Origin of the sequence: Acinetobacter sp. LMB-5 (assembly GCF_001541635.1) — a bacterium.
GTDB lineage: Bacteria > Pseudomonadota > Gammaproteobacteria > Pseudomonadales > Moraxellaceae > Acinetobacter > Acinetobacter pittii.
On record NZ_LRDR01000007.1, the window covers coordinates 63,462 to 85,551 of the forward strand.

A 22,090-nucleotide genomic window follows, 5' to 3' on the forward strand; every position below is an offset into this window, starting at 1 on the left:
TAGAAATTCCAACAATACAAACTCACACCCCCACCTGCGCTATGCTTAAAACAGCAATAGATAAGAACAAAAGCGGTGGAACATAATTAAACCATGATGCTCTTTGTATAATAGTTTTTAATTTTCGCGCCATTGCTCCAACTGTCACATTCACACAAATACCTCCAAAATTAAAAATTAGCCCATATAAGAGAAAATACAGCCAAGCTGGGTGAGAATCTGAAGGTACAAATTGTGGTAACAAGCTAACAAAAAAGAGGCCAATCTTTGGGTTAGATAAATTAATCAACATCCCTTTGCTAAATGTATGGCGGGCTGATTCTGAAGAGTTTTGAGAAAGAATATTTGGGCTTTGTATTGATTTACGTTTGGGCCACGACAGATATGCTAAATAAATTAGATATAAAGCCCCCATAAATTGAATAATTTTGTATAGCATAGGAGTTTCTTGAAAGATAACCATTAACCCAAATGCCGTTAACAAAACATAGAAGAAGACACCAAACTCTACCCCTGCTGCTGCCTTTAATCCTGCTTTTATTCCATATTTTGATGATTGATTCATTACATAAATCATAGCAGGACCTGGTGATAGATTAATAATCAACACAGTTATAATAAAGGTTAAAAAATTATAATTCACACCTATTCTTCCATTAAGTATTTCTTAAAAATATAATTATTTAGAGAAACTTACTTAGAGTTCATCTTAATTAAAGGAGTTAACTTTAACAATTTTAAATAAGAGAATTCTTGGGTGTCCATCCATCTACTCATTAATAATTATTTATTAATATTTTCATAGCCAAGCTTTATATTCTAACCACCAGACTTATCAAAAAGCTCATTATTTAATCTTCCAATAGATATAGGGATTCACTTAAAAGTTGATTCTTAGATATCGTTTACGATTAACTGATATCTACATTACTATCTTTCAGAATTAAAATATAATAATAAATAAAAACTTACAATCATATTCACAACTATAAAAAAACTATTTTTTCATTAAAGTTATTATATACTTATTATCTTTATTAAAACTAAAACATTTAAATACTTAATTAAATATACCTTAATATTTTGATCTTAATTTAGCCATAACAGTGGATAAAAAATTAGCTCAAACAAGGAAACTAAATCCTTTAGTTGCGTTGTCTCATGAGAATTTAAATCTCAATTTTACTACCTAATGTCAGGTAATTATTTATTTTGGCTAACAAATATTTTATTTAAAAAAATTAAATTAATTTATTAGTAATTTTAAAAAATAAATCTTTTACTTAAAAATTGAGCAATTGTGTCATAGCACTCTAAAATTATTTTATTTTTATAAATTTGCATATTCAAAACCTAAGAAAAATTTTAATTTACAGATATTTAATTAACAACCCATCAAATATCAAATGATAACAAATATCATCTACAAAGTATAATAGATTAAATTCCAACCATAATAAAAATCTATATTTTTAAAAAAATCATAATTTTTATAGAATTAAATAAAAAACAACAGGTACAAATAGATTAAAAAAATAACACTTAGAAAATATAGTAAATTTTTCTATTGTTTTTTTACGGATGTATATTTAGATTTAATTAATATGATTTAAATCATGACAATATTTCTTAATAAAATTAAGGTGTCTTTAGGCTCGCTTAATACTTCTCATAATATTTTAAGGAGGAAATATTATTACGAAAAAATATGTGATTTCGCAAAACAAATTAATTGTATTGCTGTAATTAATCATAAAAATATACCGAAAGGTAAAATATATTCAATTAGGAAAGATTAAAAACTCATGAAACTTAAAACAAAATTTTCTCATCTCGCTTATAGCTGTGCATTAATATTATTCGGTTCGGTGCAATTTGCTCATGCAGCGCCTTTACTTACTCCCCATGTTACAAATGAAGTAAGCCCTGCACCTACAGCAAATGCATGGATAGAAATTGATACTCAAGCTTTTGAAGATAATATTAAAAGGACAAATCAGTTACTTAATGGCAAAACACAACTTTGTATAGTCATGAAAGCTAACGCATACGGCCATAGTATTGACCTACTTATGCCAAGTGTTATGAAGTTAAACGTATCTTGTATTGGCATTACCAGTAATGCTGAAGCGGCTATGGTGCGCAAGCATGGCTATAAAGGCAAAATTACACGTTTACGTACCGCCACAGATAGTGAAATTATCAACGCACAAGCTTTAAATATTGAAGAGCTTTTAGGTAACTATGACCAAGCTGCTCGTATGTCTAAATGGGCAGAAGCGAACAATACAACTGTTCATTACAGCTTGGCTTTAAATTCAGGCGGTATGGATCGTAATGGTCTTGAAATGTCTACGGCTCTAGGTAAAGAACAAGCTGTTGCGATCACCAAACTTCCCCATCTTAAAATTGACGGCATTATGACCCACTATGCCGTAGAAGATGAAAAATTTGTCCGTGAGCGTCTGGCGCAATTTAATGAACAAACCGCATGGTTGATTAAAAAAGCCAAACTTAATCGTAAAGAATTAACATTACATACAGCTAATTCATTTGCTACTGTAAATGTTCCTGAATCACATTTAGATATGGTTCGTGCAGGTGCAATTATATATGGTGATTTTCCTAATCACCCTGAATTTAAAGGCATGATGGCATTTAAAACACAAATTGCTGCAGTGAATAATTACCTTAAAGATTCAACTGTAGGTTATGACCAAACTTATACTTTAAAACGTGACTCTAGACTCGCAAACCTCCCTGTAGGTTATTCGGATGGCTACCGTCGTAGTTTTAGTAATAAAGCTTTTGTATTAATAAATGGACAAAAAGCACCAGTGGTAGGTCGAGTATCAATGAATACTGTTATGGTTGATGTAACAGATATTCCAGAGGCCAAAGCAGGTGATGAAGTTGTATTATTTGGTCGTCAAGGCAATGCAGAAGTTAAAACGAGTGATTTAACCAGTCTTACAGGCCATATTTTGACAGAAGCCTATATCCCTTGGAGTAACTCTAATCCACAAGTGATTAAACCCCTTCAATCTCAGCAACAAGTGATATTAACCAATAATAAAGTTGCGGCAAACGCCAACTAAACTTTAGGTGAATTGATAGGTAGCCCTATATTTTGAAAAGTATCGGGCTACTTTTAGCCGAATTACATCTTTTAAGCGATTTTATTCCATCCAGTTTTTTACATAAAAAAGAGCATTTGCATGCCCTTTTTATTTTTTATCTAGCCTTTAGCTTGCGTGCTTAAAACTATCAATTTGCTTAATCTCATAAGGCAAACCAACATAGTTTTCGGCCAATGTGGTTTTACCTGCGATCGAGCCAAGCACATAACTTAGCTCAGCTTGTTTAATCTTATGATCAAACTCACTTTCAGTTTCAAAACGATGCAATAAATGAGTCATCCACCAAGAAAAACGCTCAGCTTTCCATACACGTTGTAGACATTTTTCAGAGTATTCATTTATACCTTGCTCGGAACCTTCAACATAATATTCAACAAGCGCACTTGATAAATAAGCAATATCAGATGCTGCTAGGTTTAGGCCTTTTGCTCCTGTCGGTGGAACAATATGCGCAGCATCACCTGCTAAAAATAGTTTTCCGAAACGCATTGGCTCGGTCACAAAGCTGCGTAACGGAGCGATACTTTTTTCAATAGAAGGTCCTGTGACTAACTTTTCACGACTTTCAGGGTCTAGGCGGTTTTTTAACTCATCCCAGAACTTTTCGTCTGACCAATCTTCGACGTGATCTGTTAAAGGGACTTGTAAATAATAACGGCTACGTGTTTCTGAACGCATACTACATAAAGCAAATCCACGCTCTGACTGTACGTAAATGAGTTCATCGGCTACAGGTGGAACATCGGCCAACACCCCTAACCAGCCAAACGGATAAACTTTTTCAAAGGTTTTAATTTTATCTTCTGGTACGCTGGCACGGCAGACGCCATGGTAGCCATCACACCCTGCTATAAAATCACATTGAATTTGAAAGGCTTTACCTTGGTACTCAAACTCAACTTTTGGTGCAGTGTAGAAATCTTTCACTTGTACATTTTGAGCTTCATAAAATGAAGTGAGCTGCTCTGCTTCACGCGCAGTCATTAAATCTTTGGTGACTTCGGTCTGACCGTATACGGTTACTTGTTTGCCACCCGTGAGTGCTGCCAAATCAACTCGATGCAATTCACCATTGGTTAAGATTTCAATGCCCGAATGCGGTAATCCTTTGTCTTTTAAGTTTTGGTCAACGCCTGCTTGTTTCAATAAGTCGACCGAAACTTGCTCTAAAATTCCTGCACGAATCCGTGAAGCCACATATTCAGCACTACGTTGCTCAACAATAATATGGTCGATGCCAGCTTTATATAGAAGTTGCCCAAGCAATAAACCTGCTGGTCCAGAACCAATAATTGCGACCTGTGTCTTTAAAATATCCATAACTTCATCCTTGTTTCATCCTGACTTTTAAATTACTGGCTTTAAGTTTTGTGCACTATGTATCCAAGACGAAAATAACCGTTTATCATTTAGTTTGTCCGAATAGCGGACAGAAACAACCAAAATAACAGGAATGAAAGGATGCCTTCTCTCGATGCTTTTTTAGAGCACCCGAACTCGCATGAGAAAATTCGTCAAGAAGACTACATTGCAGGCTTAGCAAAAGGCTTGGCTTTGCTGGAAGCTTTTGGAACAGATCGCCAGCGGCTCAATGTGACTCAAGTGGCTGAGCGAACCGGTATTAGTCGTACAGCAGCAAGGCGTTATCTTAAAACTTTAAAATACTTAGGCTATTTAGAAACTGATGAACATTACTTTTGGCTCACTCATCGCGTGCTGCGCTTTTCGAGTTCTTATTTAAGCTCTGCCCATCTGCCTAAAGTTGCTCAGTCATTTTTAAATCTTTTGTGCGCGCAGACATCTCTGACTTTTTCGATTGTGGTGTTAGACGATAACGAAGTCGTGCCAATTGCCCGTAGTTATTTACCACAGCAAGATAATTTGCGCGTTAGTCCTTATGGGATGCACTTAGGAAACCGACTGCCTGCCCATGCCACGTCTACAGGTAAAGTATTGCTGGCAGCACTGCCAGAAGAAGCCCAACATACGTGGGTAAAAAATTACGGTTTAAAACGCTTAACGCCTTTTACCATAGTAGATGAGTCAAAGTTTTTTGAAGTGCTTAAAGGTATTTCGTTATCGGATTATTGTCTTTCTAAAGAGGAACATGAGCTTGGCGTAATTGCAATTGCTGTGCCCGTATTTAATGCACAAGGTCAAGCCATAGCAGCGCTTAACTGCATGTCTCAAACTAACCGAGTACAAGACGATTACTTGGTTCAGCAAATTTTGCCATTGCTGCGTAACACGGCAAATGAACTCAGAAATGTAATTTAAATAGACTTAGAAACTCTTGTCATTAATTAGAGATACAAGAGTTTCAACTCATAATTTTAAATGGCGAATTCTTTAACTTGCTGGCTTGCCAGATCTAATGCATTGCTGCGATAGGCCTGCATGTCTAAGCCTTCTGCATAGATAAATTCAACGTCATGAATGCCCATTAGCCCTAACACTGCTTTGAGATAAGGCGTGACTGCCTCAGTTTCTTGGCCGACATGAATACCGCCCCGACTACTTACCACCACAGCTTTTACGCCTTCAACCAAACCTTGAGGATAAGTTTCGGTGTAGCGGAATGTTTGTCTTGCGCGTGCCACTAAATCAAACCAGTTTTTGAGTTGAGTCGGGACATTTAAGTTATACATGGGTGCGCCTATCACCAATAAATCAGCACTTTTTAATTCAGCAATTAATTCATCAGACAAAGCAACGATTCGTTGAATGTCTTGATTTACATTTTCAGCCCCACGAAGCGCCTGAAAAATTTCTAAATCTAATACAGGTAGGTTCATTTCAGCTAAATTGCGTATGGTGATGTCATCTTGCAAACCTTGGTCTTTTCGATGTTCAAGCATTACATCAATTAGGCGATTGGTTTGTGAACCCTCACCCATAATGCTGGATTTTAATACCAATATTTTAGCCATGACCGTCTCCACGTTTTTGATGAAGCCATATTAACCCCACAACAAATTCAACAGTGGTGATATTATTTCTTAATATTGGTTCCATTTAGGCAACAATCATGCAACATGAGCTAAGTGCAATTTCTATATTTGTGACTGTGGTTGAAGCTGGAAGTTTTGTAAAAGCTGCCGAGCAATTGCATTTAACTCGCTCAGCCATAAGTAAAAATATTGCTCGGCTTGAAGAACAGCTTGGTGTTGCTTTATTTAAAAGAACAACACGTTCACTCAGCATGACTGACGAAGGTGCTTTGTTTTATGAGCATAGCCGCCGAGCAGTGAATGAAATACAAAATGCAGCGGCTTTATTAGACCAAGGGAAAATTAATGCAACAGGCCGTTTACGAATGTCTGTTCCAGTGCTGTTCGGGCAACTCTTTGCTACCCCGCTCATGGTTAAATTTGCTCAACAGCATGCGGACTTACAGCTAGAAATTTCATTTAATGATCGAAATGTAGACTTGGTCGAAGAAGGTTTTGATTTATGCATCCGCATCGGGGCATTGCCTGACACCACTCAGCTCGTTGCCAAACCGATTGGTGAACATCGAATGCTACTTTGTGCCTCACCTGACTATTTAAATGAAGCAGGTCCATTAGAAAATATTGAAGACTTAGACCAGCACGCCACGATTGCCGATCCGCATTTTGGTCAAATGCAAAAGTGGCGACTTCAAAAGGAAAATGCAGAACCTTTATTTATAAAACCTAAAGCAAAACTTCTTTTAAATGACTTACAAGCCATTAAAAATGCAGCGCTTGCTGGAGCTGGTATCGCTTGGCTACCTGATTGGCTCATTCAAAATGAATTACAGGACGGTAAGCTGGTACAAGTGTTAGAAACCATGTCGAGCATTGCTTTTCCAATTCATTTGGTATGGCCTACACTGCCTTTTATGCCACTAAAAACCCGTCTTGCAATTGATTATTTGGCGCAGCATTTACCCCCTGAACTGAACAAACAAGCTTAAAATAGATAAAACCTTGCCCACTGGAACAAGGCTTTTTTAATATTCAAAGCCAACGTTTATTGCTTATATTCAAATGCATTGACCGCCTTATTTGCATTAAGGAAACAATCCAACATCTTTTCCCGATCAATTGCCCCATCTGAACTTAAAAGCTGAATAATTGCGCCTTCAATCATATATAAAAATAGTTTGGCATCATGAAAAGTTGCATCGGTTTTTAGTTTTATAAGCTGGCTATAGATTTCATTCAGCAGCCATGTACGATATCTCACCGCGGTTATATAGGCTTTTGGATAGCTCAGTTTCGTTTCGAACATGGCTTTAAATAAGAGGTAGTACATCCCCTCTACCTCGGTGTGTAAGAAATAAAGCTGTTTGAGTTTATCGGTCGCGCTTGTGCCTTGGGCATACTCTACAATTGAGACCACTTTTTCTTTTAATCGTTCTTTCTGCACGATCAAACAGATTTCAATAAACCGCTCTTTTGAGTGAAAAAAGTTATAAAAAGTCGCTTTGGTAATTTTGCATTCTTTTACGATTCGATCTACCCCAACGGTATGAAAGCTACGATGGTGAAATAAATCAATCGACTTGTTGATGACTTGTATGGCACGGGAAGAAAGCACTAACTTTGGCATAGTTTTACCGTTATAAATTCTTGTTGTTTCTAAATGAGATAAAAAGCCTGTGCCCCTTTTGGGAGAAAAAAAGGCACAGCAAAGCCGTAAAGACTGTGCTTGGCACATCTCAAATTTGTTGTTGCTAAGTTTTAAGTAAAAATGACTTTAAGCCTGAAAACCTTAGGGCTTTCAAGCTGCTTTAATTTTTAAGCTGTGTCGTTATAGCTTTTGGCATTGAGAGCCAAGAAATAATGGATGTGCAAAGCCAACTCCTTTTTATTGGGAGTTCTGCCAGACATTAAAATTATGGTGGCAGAACGAGAAAGGGTTCGCGGACTGGGTAAGATAAACCAGCACACCCGAAGGTGTCCCTCTCCCGTCCTACCGCAACGGGAGGAGACGAGGAGTCTACACATAAGACTATCCCTCAGAAAGGAATAAATCTGATGTGATCTTACAGCGGTCCGCGACGACCGACTGGCAATGTAGGCCAGCAGGCAAAGAATAGTACCCAACCCTATTGCAGTCAAGCACGCAAAATGCCATTTGTTTTAAATTAAATCATTAGAAAAGTAAGACTAAATAATGAGTAGGTTATTGTTAAGTGGGGTTTTAGAGGGAGATAAAAATTAAGCTTATTCTAAAGGATTAAATCGATTTTATTTTAGTATTAATGAAAAACCCTTTTCCTAAATAGCTTTGATAACTTGGCAGCAGAGCAATATATAATCAACTTCTTTTATTTATAAAGGGTTTCTTAATAGGCGCATTATATTACTTTTAGAACCTCTTAATATTTTTAACTAACATTTAATATGCTTCAAAAATTCCAATTAAATCTATGCCTTTGATTAATTATGGTTTATAATTTTTTTGTTGAATCTGAAGCGATGCCAAAACACGGCAAAAACTTCAATGATGCGACCCGAGTACAGCACATCACACCGATTTCAGCAGGGTCCTTGACAGGATCATATACGTTCATCGAGTTATTAGTGAACAGCAGTGATGGTGTGATGCGTAGAATACTCATTCCTCTTGCTACCATTCTTAAAGAGGAATCCAACATAAATTCGGAGGTCGTGGCTATGAAGGCTCAGCAGATTCAGCATAGTGGAGATGTTTCTCAGAACATATTTCTGGCAGTAATGATTTTAATCATGATAATTGTGCTATTAATTAGCCCTTTTAGCATCGAGACACTACTGTCATGTTTTGTTACAATTTTCTGCTTGGCAAATGACTTAGTAAAATGCTATAATAAATCAGCTGTAAGTTTTTTGCAAAACTGCACTCAGGTTGAATCTGAAGCTATGCCAAAACACCGCAAAAACTTCAATGATGCGACCCGAGTACAGCACATCACACCGATTTCAGCAGGGTCCTTGACAGGATCATATACGTTCATCGAAAAATTAGTGAACAGCAGTGATGGTGTGATGCGTAGAATCACTTCGTACCTGTATGGGTAGCTGCATTATAAGCATACAGAGAAAGAGTTAATGAATTTTGAAACTTACGTGAAAGAGAATTTCATTGCAACTTTCAACAAATTATTTAGAAAACAATCATCTAACCTATTAACTATTAAGTACTATCCAGAAGATCTATCTTTTAATGAATTCAATTTAAAAAAAGAAAAAATTTTAGCTGAGGTTTTAAATGACTTGGCTACTAAAACATATTCACCTACATCCCTACATCCTAGCTTTCTAGAAAAGTCAGAGGGGTCATTAAGATTAATCTGTATTCCCTCTATAAAAGACCGAGTCATACAAAAACTCATTTTAAAATATATTAAAGAACATCACGAAAGTAAGTATATTTTGGCTACTAATCATGATTTCTCAGCTAAAATTTCAGAAGCTGGAGCAATAAAAGCAAGAACTAAAGCTTTAATTTTGAGAAACCAAAATCCATATGTGTTAAAAACCGATATTTCATCTTTTTTTGATAATTTAGATCGTCGATTAGCTATAAAAACTGTCAAAGAAAAGCTTGATATACCTGAAATAAATTATTTACTGGAAAGAATTATTAAGGTCGAAACAAGATTTCAAAAAGATAATTTAAACAATGAAAAAGAAAATGCTCTTTTGAAATCAAAAAAAGGCAAAGGAATTAGACAAGGTATGCCCATGTCATCATTTCTTGCATCACTTTATCTTCATGATTTTGATAATTTTATTGAGAAAGAAAATATTAAATGTGTAAGATATGCAGACGACTTAATTATTTTTTGTTCATCTCGCAAACAAGCCTTAAATTATCTAGAAAAAGTAACTATAGAGTTAGAAAAAATAAAACTAAATATTCCTCCTTTGGAGGATAAATCAAAAACTCAAATAGTAAAAAATAAACCTATTGATTTCTTAGGGCTGGAATTTAGATTTGGTGGTACTAAATTTAAAGCCTATGTGCCGGATGTAGTTTTTAAAACAATTCATCGTAAATTAGAAGTCTATGATTCTCTAAATAAAAATCTCAAAAATAAAAAAGATTTTTCTGATGTAATTCAAGATATAAAATACATCTCAAATGGATATAGTGCAGCTTTTCCTGATGCTTGTAATATTAGTGAACTAGAATATGAAATAAATACGAAGAAAATAATTATTTTTTCAAAGCTTTTAACATCACTTGGATTAGATATAGAACGCCTTAGTGCTCGTCAAAAGAAATTCTTTTTTAGCATATAAAATAAATATTCTTACCCCCTAACGATTCTAAATCAATTTGAGTCTATTAGATAAACATTAAAGAACAAAATCTATGTGTGAATGTCAAAATGTCGGTGAATTTTTTGTATGCCCTGACAGCTTTTCAAATATTTTCAGCAATAACTATGAAATGAAAAATAGGTTTCCTCACTACATTAATGAAGAAGCTCCATGCGAAGAAACTCATCCAAAATTTGACTATAGTGAGTTTTATTATGTCTGCTCTGAGTGTGAGCAAGCATGGTATTTCGAATGTTATCCAGATACACCAACAGCACCTATTTTTGGGATTAAACTTTCAGACGTGAACCAAACCTTAAGCCAAAATCGAATAAACAGTATTAAGCAATTCTTAGTTGTTTTAGCTCATGAAGGCTTTTCAGAAAACAAGTGCATTCATAAAGGTTGTACTGACTATTCACTTAACGGAATTAATGTATGCCTTAATCACTTTGGTTATAAGTTGAGTACCTGATAAGTTTTTCTTTCAACTTAACAGGTACTAGGCAAAATACCCAAATAGAAAATAAACTGAATTTATAAACTTAAATTTTTTGATAATTTTCATCGATAGAAATCAAAAGATCCTGCGCTGGAAACCATCCATTTGCTTCTGCTTTTTGTAACCAATATTGAGCTAATGGAATGTTTTGATCCACAAGATCTCCATTGAAATAAAGCAATCCTAAACTCCACTCAGCAGCGGCAATACCTTGTTCAGCAGCAATGTTATAAAGTTCAACAGCTTTATTAATGTTCTGTTCAACACCAGAGCCGTTTTCATATATATCAGCTAAATTATTTATTGCTGGATAAAAATTTTCTTTTGCTGCCTTTTGATAGTATTCAATAGCTAACATAGGATCAGGTTCTCTAAAATGAACACCTAGCATGTAAATCGCTGCCAAATTATTTTCATTTGCCAATATTTGTAATTCTTCTAAAGAAATATCTTTTTCAACTTTATAACAAGGCTTACTTGTCCATGTTAAAGCCCAATTATACTGAGCAATAAAAGACCGATAATATGTAGCTGCTATCCACAACCATGCTCGCCCCTCATTAATGTCTTGTTCATGTCCGTTTAATCCTAAACAATAATTAATCCCTATAATCATTTGTTCGTGGACACTAAAATGCTGCGCTTTATCAGCTACTTCTTTTACAGATACAAAAGCCACTCTGAACCCTTAAATTAAAAAAATAATTAAATATAAGTAAATTAAATTTAGCTATTAAATATAATTCAATGTTCTATAAAACATAAGCACAATAAAGTTAAAAAGATGATTTAAGTCGAGGGAACTAGATAAAATAAAAGCAGCATACTGATAATAGGCTGCTTTTATTTGGGCATAATGGTTATTTCACATAAAGTGGCTAAGTCTAAAAATTAATGGCCTATGACAGATGGTCTATTTCGATCACTGAGTTGACCAACCCCTGCTTCCATGAGCTTACTAGCTAATTCATTTCGTCCATTTTTCATAGACCATTTCATTTCTTCATCCGTAATAACTATTGCGACTAGAAGCTCCATTTTCCCATTTGGAAGTTGTGTACCAAGAGGTAGAGGTTTTTGGGCTTTGGTGATTAAGACATTAATTTTGTCATTCTCATTTTCTCCAACTGATATGGCTTCTACAGTCAATCCATTATACTTTTCAACTCTTTTGAGAAAGCCTGCATCATTTAACAATTCAGCTTGTACTGCCCATTGTAAAAACCAAAGTGGCCATTCAGCATTTTTATCTTTAGTCATTAATATTAATTCATATCCATAACCTGCTGCACCAGAGAGAGCCGCGATTTGTGTTTTTGATTTTATATTTGCTGAACTTGAAACAACTCGCCCTAAATTATCTTTCTCAACTTTTACATCCGAAACAGTTGCTTGAGCTGGCATATCAGAGTTTGTAAGTCCAAAGGTAGAATAAACAGTAATATCTTTGCCAATTTTATCCGCTGGAATTACATATAAACCACCACCAGGCCAAACACCAGCCATGTGAGCTATTTTTAGAATATCATCCGGTAATTTACCTATATTTTCTTCATAATATTGAGTTCTAGTGTTGTATACATTTTGCCAGACAGCTTCTTGATCTTGTTGAGCGCAACTTACTGTAGAAAGTGATGTTAAGCCGACAAGTCCTATTAACTTCTTTAATTTATTAAGCATTTAAAAATTTCTTTTAGCATTTTCAAGTTTTGTTATTTTATTAGTCAATGTTAGATAAAGCAAAAAGAATCTACTTAATATAATGAAATTTATAGAAAACTATAAAGAGGGTAAATTAAAATCATTATAGTGGTTATAAGCTTTTTTTAGGGATTTAGCAGAAGCTTCTATGTTAGTTTTATATTTTCTTAAAATCACGGAGCATAAATTTTAATGAATCAACTAGAATTAATTCTAAAAACCTTTCATGAATATGAGTTTAAGGAGGGTTTAGATGATTTATTCTATTTATCGGGTAACTTTCTCAAAGAAATTTATCCAACGGTTATGCTCGAATATGACCAAGATACAGCATTCTTCATGGCTTTAAAAAGCTTGTTAGACACTGGTGATATTTCTCTATTTTATAATCTAAACTTTGAAGACCCATCTAGAGATGGAGAATTGCTAACTGGATCAGCAGAAGAACAAATTAAGCAGTTAAAGCAAGTCTGGATCGGCAGTGATGCTATCAATAAAATGGATGAGGAAAATAATTATATAGGATGGTACTTCTTAATACAGTGCCCTTATGCATTAGCTCACAAAATTTATGATAAAGATGGAAACTTCGAACGTTGGTTTTGTACTGGCTAGTTATCTTTAAATCTCTAACCAGCAAACAATCGCATATCACGGCGCAAGCCTATAACACGTAGATGTAAATAAAGCGACTCTATTATTCAGACCATCTGTTATCACAACTTCATAATGCGCAAATTTTTTACTACTTCCAACCTTAGTTGCTGTTGCAAATAACACCTTATCTTTTGCACCACTCATATAGCGAATATCCGCCTGTAGGCCCGTATATGGCGCATCCCCTGCATTACAAGCCATCGCAAAAGCGATATCGGCTAAAGAAAATATCACGCCACCATGCACGCCGCCCAATGCATTCATGTGCTCGTCTTTCACATTAAGCTGGCAACGCGCTTCATCAAAACTGCGATGCAGCACTTGCACACCCAATAACTCGGCGAATTGATCAACCGCAGTAGTTTCCATTTTTTGCACAAACGTCTCCCTACTCGTGCGAGTATTCCTTAAGTGTTAAATCTATGTGTATTGAAATCGACTAATTAAAAGCCGTTAAACACTATCTTGTTTAATTTGATAGTTTGAAGAACTAAAGTCCTTATAGGTCAGGCGGTCACCCAACTCTGAGCTTAAAGGCTGAACTTCTTGCATTGAATTTAAGCAGCGCTGTGCAAGCTCAATGTATTCTTGCGTGCCTCTAGTTTTCCACTTTTTTTCTTGTTCTGATAAATCACGTGCTACCTTGGCAGGACTACCCATTGCCAATACATTTGCCGGAATAATGTCTTTGGTTTTAACCAGACTATTTGCACCAATAATAGTGTTTTCACCAATTTCGGCATAGTCCAAAATTACGGTGTTCATGCCGACCAAAACATTTTTTCCAATACGGCAACCATGTAAAGTTGTGCCATGCCCAATGTGTCCCATTTCTTCAACTAAAGTCACACTTTGCGGAAAACCATGTACGGTGCAGCTATCTTGTATATTGGCATTTTGCTTAATATGAATACGTCCAAAATCGGCACGCAATGATGCAAATGGCCCTACATATACGCCCGCTTCAATAATTACATCACCAATTAAAACAGCAGTTGGGTGTACAAAAGCCTCTGGGCTGACCACAGGAATAACACCGTCAATACTATAACAAGGCATGATTTAACCTCTCATTTGTCGCAACCAAACCTCCGAAACGGCGCCAATAGTGCGCTGTGGCATTTGGCATTGGTCCTTCTGCTGTTGCGGCAACAGACAAGAAGTATTCATCGGCAGGTTCAAATACTTTTTTATAAATATTCATTGATAACGTTCGTGCACTAATCGCGGGCCAGTCAGTTGGCAACAACTCAAGCGGCAATGCAGGGTCTTTCAATAAAATCCGTCGATAATAATGAATCAGCAAAGTTCGAATTTGAAAGGCCTGAACAGGTTCGAGTTGTTCGTTTTCTTGCATCAGCAACACGCCAATTTCTCTAAAAATATCGAGGAACTGTAAATATCTTTGACGTAATTCATCAATTGGCCAGTTGGTTCTGAGCATACGACCAATGGTATCGACCGAATTATTAAAGAGCTGCAATGTTTCGGCTTTAAACACCACCACTTGCTCACTCATATTTAAGTCAACCAACAAGCGTTGCAGTTCAATCCGGTTACAACCCGGATAAGCCATTAAGTTTGTCGAAATATTGGCAAACCCTAACCATTCGAGTTCTTTCTTTAGCAACGCTTTATTTTCAGTATCGAGGCTAGACATCAGAATAAGATCCCAATAATGATCCCACTCTTTCATCTGGTCGTTATAAATGCGTTGCTCGGCTTGCAAATAAGTCGAACGGCTTGAATCGGTAATGCGATAAAAACTGGTTCTGCCGATTTTGTCTGAACATAACCAATCATTTTTAACTAAACGAAAAACAGAGGTTCTTACAGCACGGTCATTAAAACCAAACAGCTCTAATAACTGAATCAGGCTTGCAAGACTAATGTTTCCACCCCGATGAAGTACTGAATCTCCAAAAATTGTCGAAATAAGCGAAGTTCCACTTAAGGTTTCATTCTTTACAACAGAATCAATTATTTGCTGTATTTTTGCACTCATACTCATGTCTTGGCGTTTAGTTTCAGGGTATAGATTCTATACCCTGAATGATCTTGATGTTAAGCAATCTGACGCATATCGATTACCCGCTTTGCCTTACCTTCCGAACGAGGTAAGGTCTCTTCTGTCACAACTTCTACAGTAACGCTAATCCCAATCATGGTTTTAATGCGTTTCATCAACTCCTGAGCAAGTTGATTGGCCTGTATAGTACAGTTATGACACATCTCTGTACGAATATGCAAAGTATCCATATGGCCTTTTTTAGTCACCAAAATTTCATAATTTGGAACTAAATGCGGAACTTGCAAAATTTGCTCTTCAATTTGAGTCGGGAAAACGTTCACACCGCGAATAATCAGCATGTCGTCGCTACGACCCACAATTTTATCCATTTTGCGCATAGCCAGATTTTCACCCGGTAGTAAGCGGGTCAAATCACGGGTACGGTAACGAATAATCGGTAAGCCTTCTTTGGTAATGGTTGTAAAGACTAACTCGCCAAGTTCGCCATCTTTACAGACTTCACCCGTTTCAGGGTTAATAATTTCCGGATAGAAATGATCTTCCCAAATGGTTAGCCCTTCGCCCTCACCTAAGCACTGCATGGCAACGCCCGGCCCCATGACCTCAGACAAACCATAAATATCGAGTGCTTTAATATTGAGGCGTTCTTCAATCTCACGGCGCAGTTCGTTGGTCCACGGCTCGGCACCAAAAATACCGACTTTTAAAGACGTATTACGTGCAGTACCAAATTGCTGCTCGAGCTTTTCAATAATACTCACGCAATACGATGGCGTAACCATAATTGCAGTCGGTTTAAAGTCTTGAATAAGCTGAACCTGCTTTTCAGTTTGCCCGCCAGACATTGGAATAACCGTCGCACCTAAGCGCTCTGCACCATAATGTGCGCCTAAACCACCAGTAAACAGTCCATAGCCATAAGCCACCTGAACCATATCTTTCGCGGTTAAACCTGCCATGCGTAAGCAACGCGCAACAATGTCCGACCAAGTGTTAATATCTTTTTGGGTGTAACCCACCACAGTCGGTTTACCCGTTGTACCCGATGATGCATGTAAACGCACAATTTGCTCTTGCGGTACGGCAAACATCCCAAACGGATAGTTGTCTCTTAAATCCTGTTTAGTGGTAAATGGAAACTTCGCCAGATCGTCTAAAGTTACGAAGTCATCAGGATGTACACCCGCTTCATCGAACTTTTTCTTATAGACCGGACTATTTTCATATACAAAAGTCAGGGTTTGTTTTAACCGTTTAGTTTGCAGCTCTCTAAGCTCTGCAAGTGTTAATTGCTCAACATTATCCATTGTAAGGCTGTCCATCGCCTCTCTCCTCATTATGTAATTTTAAAAACCGTCTGAATTAATTTAAGTTTTCCAAAATCAGTGCGACGCCTTGTCCAACACCTACACACATCGTGCAAAGTGCATAGCGTCCACCGCGTTTTTTTAGCTCACGTGTTGCGGTAATCACTAAACGTGTACCACTCATACCGAGCGGATGTCCGAGTGCAATCGCACCACCATTTGGGTTAACGCGCTCATCGTCATCTTTTAAACCAAGTTCACGCATACAAGCCAAAGATTGGGCCGCGAATGCCTCATTCAGCTCAATCACATCCATCTGATCTAGCGTTAAACCTGTTTGCTTTAAAATTTTCTGCACAGCCGGAACAGGACCTATACCCATATATTTGGGTTCAACCCCTGCACTTGCAATGCCTATCACGCGTGCTAAAGGTTTTAAACCATGTGTATCTGCAAATTCACGGTTGGTAATTAACACACACGCGGCGCCATCATTTACACCAGAGGCATTTCCGGCAGTCACCGAACCACCTTCTTTTTTAAATGGCGCTTTTAGTTTTGCGAGTGCTTCAAGTGTCGTTTCACGCGGATGTTCATCACGGTTCACCACAACTACGTTTTTCTTACGGTCTACAATCTCGACAGGCAAAATCTCATCGTTAAAGAAACCGTTTTGCTGTGCAGCAGCCGTTTTTTGTTGGCTACGCAATGCAAACGCATCTTGGTCTTCACGACTAATCTGGTATTTTTCAGCTACATTTTCAGCAGTTTCGGGCATGCTGTCGGTACCGTATTGTGCTTTAAGTTGCTTATTTACAAAGCGCCAGCCAATGGTGGTGTCATAAATTTCAGGTGTACGGCTAAATGCTTCAGTTGGTTTAGCTTGTACAAATGGCGCACGGCTCATCGACTCAACACCACCTGCCAACACAAATTGTGCTTCACCAGCTTTAATTGAGCGTGCCGCAAGCCCTACTGCATCTAGACCTGAAGCACACAAGCGATTGACCGTCATGGCTGGTACAGTATCAGGTAAGCCTGCTAACAGTGTTGCCATACGTGCAACGTTACGGTTGTCTTCACCTGCTTGGTTAGCACATCCTAAAAACACTTCGTCTACCGTATTCCACGGTAGGTTCGGGTGTTTATCTTTTAAATATTTGATGGGCAATGCAGCTAAATCATCTGCACGTACTGCACTTAAGGCACCTGCATATCGTCCAATTGGGGTACGAATAAAATCGCAAATTAAAACGTCTTCCATGTTGACTCCTGATTATGCAAATTCAGTCATATCACGTGAATATTGGGTAGCAATGTTTTGAGTTTTTGCTACATATTGCTTGAGATAGATACTCGCGCGATATTTTTCCTCTCCATACAGTGCATATAAGTTATTTAAGGTTTGGAGCACATAAGCACCGCCCATTTGTGTCAACCACTGGTAAGGGCCTTTAGGATAATTCACTCCATATTTCATGGCATTATCAATATCTTCCAGACTCGCAACACCATGTAAACTTGCTTCACACGCTTCATTAATGAGTAAAGCGATGGTGCGTAAGGTTAACAGTGCCGGATGGTCTTTAATCCACATCACGCTCATGCCAAACTGTGCAAAGTAAGCCTCAACTTTAGCCAGATCACTTGCTTCACAAAGTTCGTTATGACTGAGTACTAAAGCTTCCGCATGCTCAAAATCATGATGCCAATCCATTAAAACCACTTTACGGCTCAGGTAATGAATATTGGCTGACTCACCTTGGCTTAAACGTAAGTCGATATCATCAATTTGAAGGATATTGTCATCACTCGCAGATCCGCTTTTTAAACCTAAACGCGTTAAAAAAGCAGGTAGCTGAGACCAAGTCCCTTTTAGCTGAATATGTGCATCAATTGGCTTGGCAACCACAGCTTGAGGCTGAAATGTCTCGTACTGATTTTTTTCGTTATAGCTATAAAAGCCTTGTTTTGACTTACGGCCCCAAGCACCTGCATCGACCAATTCTTTTTGAATCAGGCTTGGACGGTAGCGTGGCTCGTAAAAAAACTCTTGGTAAACACTTTGGGTTACCGAAAAGTTAACATCTTGCCCAATGAGGTCGGTTAGTTCACACGGCCCCATCGCAAAACCGCCGCATTGCTTTAAGGCATAGTCTAGCTGGTCGTAGCTGGTGACTTGTTCTTGCAGTGCTCTAAAGCCCTCTGCATAAAATGGACGTGCAATTCGGTTAACAATAAATCCAGGAGTCGACTTGGTGAGTACCGGAATTTTTTTCCAGCCCAACATCAAGTTTTTTAAAGCCAAACATAAGCTGTTTGGTGTCTTTAAGCCTTGTACAATTTCAACCAGTTTCATGACTGGCGCAGGATTAAAAAAGTGTAAACCTACCACGCGCTCAGGATGAGCAATGCCCGCCGCAATTGCAGTTACTGAAATTGAAGATGTATTGCTTGCAAAAATGGTTTGCGCACTACAAATTTCAGCAAGTTGCTTAAATAAAGACTGTTTAACTTCTTTTTTCTCAACAACTGCTTCAATAACCAAGTCAGCATCACGCAGTGCTTCAACTTGATTGACCACCGTTAAACGCGCTAAGGCTTCATCAACTTGCTGTTGTGTGAGCTTGCTCTTTTCAACCAGCTTTTTAAACGTCTGCTCTAAGCCTTGAGCGGCTTGTTGCGCTTTTTGAGCGTCCAGATCATATAAAACGGTCGAGTGCCCATTAACGATGGCTAACTGGGCAATGCCGATGCCCATGGTGCCAGAACCAATCACGGCAATTCGGGCACGAGATAAATCTAAATCTGTCATGCTTAGCGCCCTTTAAAATTTGGTTCACGTTTATTCATAAAGGCTTGTACACCTTCACGATAATCTTCGGAACGACCAGCAATGCGTTGTAAATCTCGCTCTAACAGCATTTGCTCATCAAAGGTGTTATTACTTGATTGATGAATGGCTTTTTTAATAAGAGATAGACCAAAAGTAGGTTGTTTCGCTAAACGTTCAGCGAGTTCAGTCACTTTTGTTTTAAGCTCGGCGTCCTCAACAACATCCCAAATCATGCCCCATTCTTTTGCGGTTTCTGCCGGTAGCTTGTCACCTAACAAGGTCAAACCCATCGCACGCGCATGACCTACAGCACGTGGTAAAAACCATGTACCCGCAGAGTCTGGAACTAAACCTAAGCGACAAAATGCTTGTACGAAGTTTGCCGATTTAGCTGCAATCACCAAGTCACACGCCAGTGCAATATTTGCCCCTGCACCTGCTGCCACACCATTTACCGCGCAAATGACAGGCTTTGGCATATTTACAATCGTTTTAATGAGCGGGTTATAGTAAGTTTCAATGGAATATCCTAAATCTGGAGCTTCAGCATTTGGGTCTACTACACGATCACCTAAATCTTGCCCTGCACAGAAGCCGCGGCCTTCACCACTAATCACAACACAGCGAACATCCGAATTTTTAGTCCACTGGTTTAAAACCTCAGCCACTTCACGGTGCATATCAACGTTAAAGCTATTCAGTGCTTTTGGGCGGTTAAATGTCAGGTAGCCAACACCATTTTTTTCTTCAGCAATAATATTTTGATAGTCCATCACTCACCTCTAAACACTGGCTTTCTTTTCTCAAAGAAAGCATTAATCCCTTCGTTTCGATCTTTTGTAGCCGCCAGCCAGACAAAGTTTTGACGTTCAAACTTGAGTCCCTGACTTAACGTTGTTTCATGAATACTTTTAATTGATTGTTTAATCACACGAATCGCTAAAGGCGCTTGTTTCGCAATTTTGGCTGCAAGCTGAACCGCATATTCAACGGTTAATTCGGTCGGAACCACTTGACTGCAAATGCCATGTTGCTCTGCCTGTTTTACTGAAATCATCTCACCTGTCATAGCCCAGCGCATGGTGAGTTGTTGCCCTACCAAGCGCGCTAAACGCTGCGTTCCGCCTGCACCCGGCAACATACCAAGGCCAATTTCAGGTAAAGCAAAACGGGCATTTTCACCGCAAATCACCATATCTGAATGTAAAACCAACTCAAACCCAGCGCCCAAGGCATAGCCATTCACTGCACTAATCAGCGGTTTACTAAAAGCATCAATTTTTTGCCAAAGCTTCGGGCGAATATCGAGTTGCAAAGACACGGCGTCCATTGCAGCCAACTCACTTAGATCTGCTCCAGCCGCAAAACACTGAGCGTTACCCGTTAAAACCACTGCTTTGACTTGAGCATTATATTCAGCTTCTTCGAGCAACTCGCACAAACACTGCAATGTTGCATTGTTTAAAGCATTTCTTTTTTCCGGACGGTTTAGGGTTAATAACAAAACACCGTCAGCAGCTGTACTGGCTTTGATCAACTCTTGCATGACAGCCTCTATTCATCAAAACTCAAGCGAACATTTGAGCCTTTTGGTAAGGTCTGACAGCTCAGCACATAGCCCTTTTCAACTTCATCTTCTTCAAGACTATAGTTAAGGAACATGTCGACTTCGCCTGAAAGCACCTTACAGCGACAGGTCGCACACACCCCACCTTTACATGCATACGGTAAATCAGCACCAGCACGTAAAGCCGCATCAAGAATACTTTCGTCGTCCTGAGCTACAGAAACAATCAGCTCACGACCATCTAAAATGATGTTTACTTTTTCTTCTTTACGGTTTGCATCCGTTTCAACACTACGTTTACGCGCTTGCCCTGTATGGAAACGTTCGGTGTGAATGCGCTCTTTGGCAATACCAAAGTTCGGTAAAGTATTTTCTACGGCATTCATCATTTCGTCTGGGCCGCAGGCAAACACATGGTCGAAATTTGTTTCAAGCACTTCAAAATCAAAAAGTTGCTTAAGCTTTTCTGCATCAATACGACCGTTCATGAGTTCACTATCGTTGAACTCACGAGAAAAAATATTGATGAGTTGAAAGCGTTCTTTAAACTGATCTTTCAAATCCATAATTTGCTCGGCAAACATAGTTTGTTTCCATGAACGATTGCCATAGAGCAACGTGAATTTAGCTTCAGGTTGTTCAAACAAAACTTGTTTAACAATGGATAAAATTGGGGTAATACCACTCCCCGCAGCAACGCCTAAATAGTTTTGTCCGCCCATCTTGGCTGCTTTTTGAAAAAACACACCTTGTGGTGGCATCACTTCAAGCACATCGCCCACTTTTAAATGGTCATTTGCCCAGTTTGAAAATTGACCCTGATCAATTTTTTTAACCGCAATGCTGATGTCTTCTTTGCCTGCATAACTACAAATTGAATAACAACGACGGATTTCACCCGCTTCAGTTAAATGGCGAATGGTTAAATGTTGCCCCGGTTGAAATTGAAATTGTTCTTGTTGTTCAGGTACAACATCAAATGCAATACAAATTGCCTGATCGGTTTGAGGCGTAATACTTTTTACTTTTAATGGTACAAATTGGCTCATGGCTGATTTCCTTATCTAA

At 38.0% G+C, this 22,090-nt stretch carries 22 protein-coding genes; 7 read left to right on the forward strand and 15 right to left on the reverse strand.

The features are described 5' to 3' along the window. Positions 1-22: 22 nt before the first annotated feature. Entirely contained in the window at positions 23-643 is a 621-nt protein-coding gene (locus tag AW165_RS10990; protein ID WP_060465840.1) for a LysE family translocator, read from the reverse strand. A 1,162-nt stretch (positions 644-1,805) separates the two neighbouring features. On the opposite strand from AW165_RS10990, the gene alr reads away from it, so the two are divergent. After that, positions 1,806-3,098, forward strand: coding sequence for an alanine racemase (alr, locus tag AW165_RS10995; protein WP_060465841.1), 1,293 nt, complete (start codon positions 1,806-1,808; stop codon positions 3,096-3,098). Between the two features lie 147 nt (positions 3,099-3,245). Here alr and pobA read toward each other — a convergent pair whose 3' ends face one another. Next, positions 3,246-4,460: a 4-hydroxybenzoate 3-monooxygenase gene (pobA, locus tag AW165_RS11000; RefSeq protein ID WP_002114537.1), complete on the reverse strand. Its 1,215-nt coding sequence runs from the start codon at positions 4,458-4,460 to the stop codon at positions 3,246-3,248. Positions 4,461-4,601: 141 nt separating this feature from the next. Between pobA and pobR the strand changes: the two genes are divergently transcribed. After that, complete coding sequence (gene pobR, locus AW165_RS11005) at positions 4,602-5,417, forward strand: IclR family transcriptional regulator PobR (protein WP_060465842.1); 816 nt, start codon at positions 4,602-4,604, stop codon at positions 5,415-5,417. A 56-nt stretch (positions 5,418-5,473) separates the two neighbouring features. On the opposite strand, the gene AW165_RS11010 is transcribed toward pobR, so the two are convergent. Beyond that, positions 5,474-6,070, reverse strand: coding sequence for an NAD(P)H-dependent oxidoreductase (locus AW165_RS11010; RefSeq protein WP_004841620.1), 597 nt, complete (start codon positions 6,068-6,070; stop codon positions 5,474-5,476). Between the two features lie 98 nt (positions 6,071-6,168). Between AW165_RS11010 and AW165_RS11015 the strand changes: the two genes are divergently transcribed. Continuing rightward, positions 6,169-7,080: a LysR family transcriptional regulator gene (locus AW165_RS11015; protein ID WP_060465843.1), complete on the forward strand. Its 912-nt coding sequence runs from the start codon at positions 6,169-6,171 to the stop codon at positions 7,078-7,080. Between the two features lie 56 nt (positions 7,081-7,136). Here AW165_RS11015 and AW165_RS11020 read toward each other — a convergent pair whose 3' ends face one another. Next, positions 7,137-7,718, reverse strand: a complete 582-nt coding sequence (locus AW165_RS11020; RefSeq protein ID WP_081410633.1) for a TetR/AcrR family transcriptional regulator — start codon at positions 7,716-7,718, stop codon at positions 7,137-7,139. 839 nt (positions 7,719-8,557) lie between these two features. On the opposite strand from AW165_RS11020, the gene AW165_RS11025 reads away from it, so the two are divergent. From AW165_RS11025 to AW165_RS11035, 3 genes are all read left to right on the forward strand, one after another. Continuing rightward, the gene (locus AW165_RS11025) at positions 8,558-9,172 is read left to right on the forward strand and encodes a hypothetical protein (protein ID WP_060465845.1); all 615 of its coding nucleotides are present in this window, start codon (positions 8,558-8,560) and stop codon (positions 9,170-9,172) included. Positions 9,173-9,202: 30 nt separating this feature from the next. Then, entirely contained in the window at positions 9,203-10,399 is a 1,197-nt protein-coding gene (locus AW165_RS11030; protein WP_060465846.1) for a reverse transcriptase/maturase family protein, read from the forward strand. 73 nt (positions 10,400-10,472) lie between these two features. Continuing rightward, a complete protein-coding gene (locus AW165_RS11035; protein WP_060465847.1) occupies positions 10,473-10,895 on the forward strand; it encodes a hypothetical protein in 423 nt (140 codons plus the stop codon). Positions 10,896-10,965: 70 nt separating this feature from the next. On the opposite strand, the gene AW165_RS11040 is transcribed toward AW165_RS11035, so the two are convergent. Further along, positions 10,966-11,601 carry a tetratricopeptide repeat protein gene (locus tag AW165_RS11040; protein WP_046812386.1) on the reverse strand — a complete coding sequence of 212 codons (636 nt, stop codon included), beginning with the start codon at positions 11,599-11,601 and terminating at the stop codon, positions 10,966-10,968. 212 nt (positions 11,602-11,813) lie between these two features. Next, positions 11,814-12,602, reverse strand: a complete 789-nt coding sequence (locus AW165_RS11045; protein WP_060465848.1) for a suppressor of fused domain protein — start codon at positions 12,600-12,602, stop codon at positions 11,814-11,816. A 213-nt stretch (positions 12,603-12,815) separates the two neighbouring features. On the opposite strand from AW165_RS11045, the gene AW165_RS11050 reads away from it, so the two are divergent. Beyond that, on the forward strand, positions 12,816-13,238 hold the full coding sequence (locus AW165_RS11050; RefSeq protein ID WP_060465849.1) for a hypothetical protein: 423 nt from the start codon (positions 12,816-12,818) through the stop codon (positions 13,236-13,238). A gap of 36 nt (positions 13,239-13,274) precedes the next feature. Here AW165_RS11050 and AW165_RS11055 read toward each other — a convergent pair whose 3' ends face one another. The 9 genes from AW165_RS11055 to paaE form a co-directional block, all read right to left on the reverse strand. Beyond that, the gene (locus AW165_RS11055) at positions 13,275-13,658 is read right to left on the reverse strand and encodes a PaaI family thioesterase (RefSeq protein ID WP_004709473.1); all 384 of its coding nucleotides are present in this window, start codon (positions 13,656-13,658) and stop codon (positions 13,275-13,277) included. 75 nt (positions 13,659-13,733) lie between these two features. After that, entirely contained in the window at positions 13,734-14,339 is a 606-nt protein-coding gene (locus tag AW165_RS11060) for a DapH/DapD/GlmU-related protein (RefSeq protein ID WP_060465850.1), read from the reverse strand. Continuing rightward, positions 14,326-15,291: a phenylacetic acid degradation operon negative regulatory protein PaaX gene (paaX, locus tag AW165_RS11065; protein WP_000062822.1), complete on the reverse strand. Its 966-nt coding sequence runs from the start codon at positions 15,289-15,291 to the stop codon at positions 14,326-14,328. The genes AW165_RS11060 and paaX overlap by 14 nt, the downstream gene beginning before the upstream one ends. A gap of 53 nt (positions 15,292-15,344) precedes the next feature. Next, on the reverse strand, positions 15,345-16,634 hold the full coding sequence (gene paaK, locus AW165_RS11070; protein WP_060465851.1) for a phenylacetate--CoA ligase PaaK: 1,290 nt from the start codon (positions 16,632-16,634) through the stop codon (positions 15,345-15,347). A 40-nt stretch (positions 16,635-16,674) separates the two neighbouring features. Continuing rightward, complete coding sequence (pcaF, locus tag AW165_RS11075) at positions 16,675-17,883, reverse strand: 3-oxoadipyl-CoA thiolase (protein ID WP_000390396.1); 1,209 nt, start codon at positions 17,881-17,883, stop codon at positions 16,675-16,677. Between the two features lie 12 nt (positions 17,884-17,895). Then, positions 17,896-19,434 (reverse strand): 3-hydroxyacyl-CoA dehydrogenase, encoded by a 1,539-nt coding sequence (locus AW165_RS11080; RefSeq protein ID WP_060465852.1) that lies wholly within the window; start codon positions 19,432-19,434, stop codon positions 17,896-17,898. Positions 19,435-19,436: 2 nt separating this feature from the next. Then, the gene (gene paaG, locus AW165_RS11085; RefSeq protein WP_060465853.1) at positions 19,437-20,228 is read right to left on the reverse strand and encodes a 2-(1,2-epoxy-1,2-dihydrophenyl)acetyl-CoA isomerase PaaG; all 792 of its coding nucleotides are present in this window, start codon (positions 20,226-20,228) and stop codon (positions 19,437-19,439) included. Next, positions 20,228-21,001, reverse strand: a complete 774-nt coding sequence (locus AW165_RS11090; RefSeq protein ID WP_060465854.1) for an enoyl-CoA hydratase-related protein — start codon at positions 20,999-21,001, stop codon at positions 20,228-20,230. The genes paaG and AW165_RS11090 overlap by 1 nt, the downstream gene beginning before the upstream one ends. 8 nt (positions 21,002-21,009) lie before the next feature. Continuing rightward, the gene (gene paaE / locus AW165_RS11095; RefSeq protein WP_060465855.1) at positions 21,010-22,071 is read right to left on the reverse strand and encodes a 1,2-phenylacetyl-CoA epoxidase subunit PaaE; all 1,062 of its coding nucleotides are present in this window, start codon (positions 22,069-22,071) and stop codon (positions 21,010-21,012) included. Positions 22,072-22,090 lie beyond the last annotated feature (19 nt).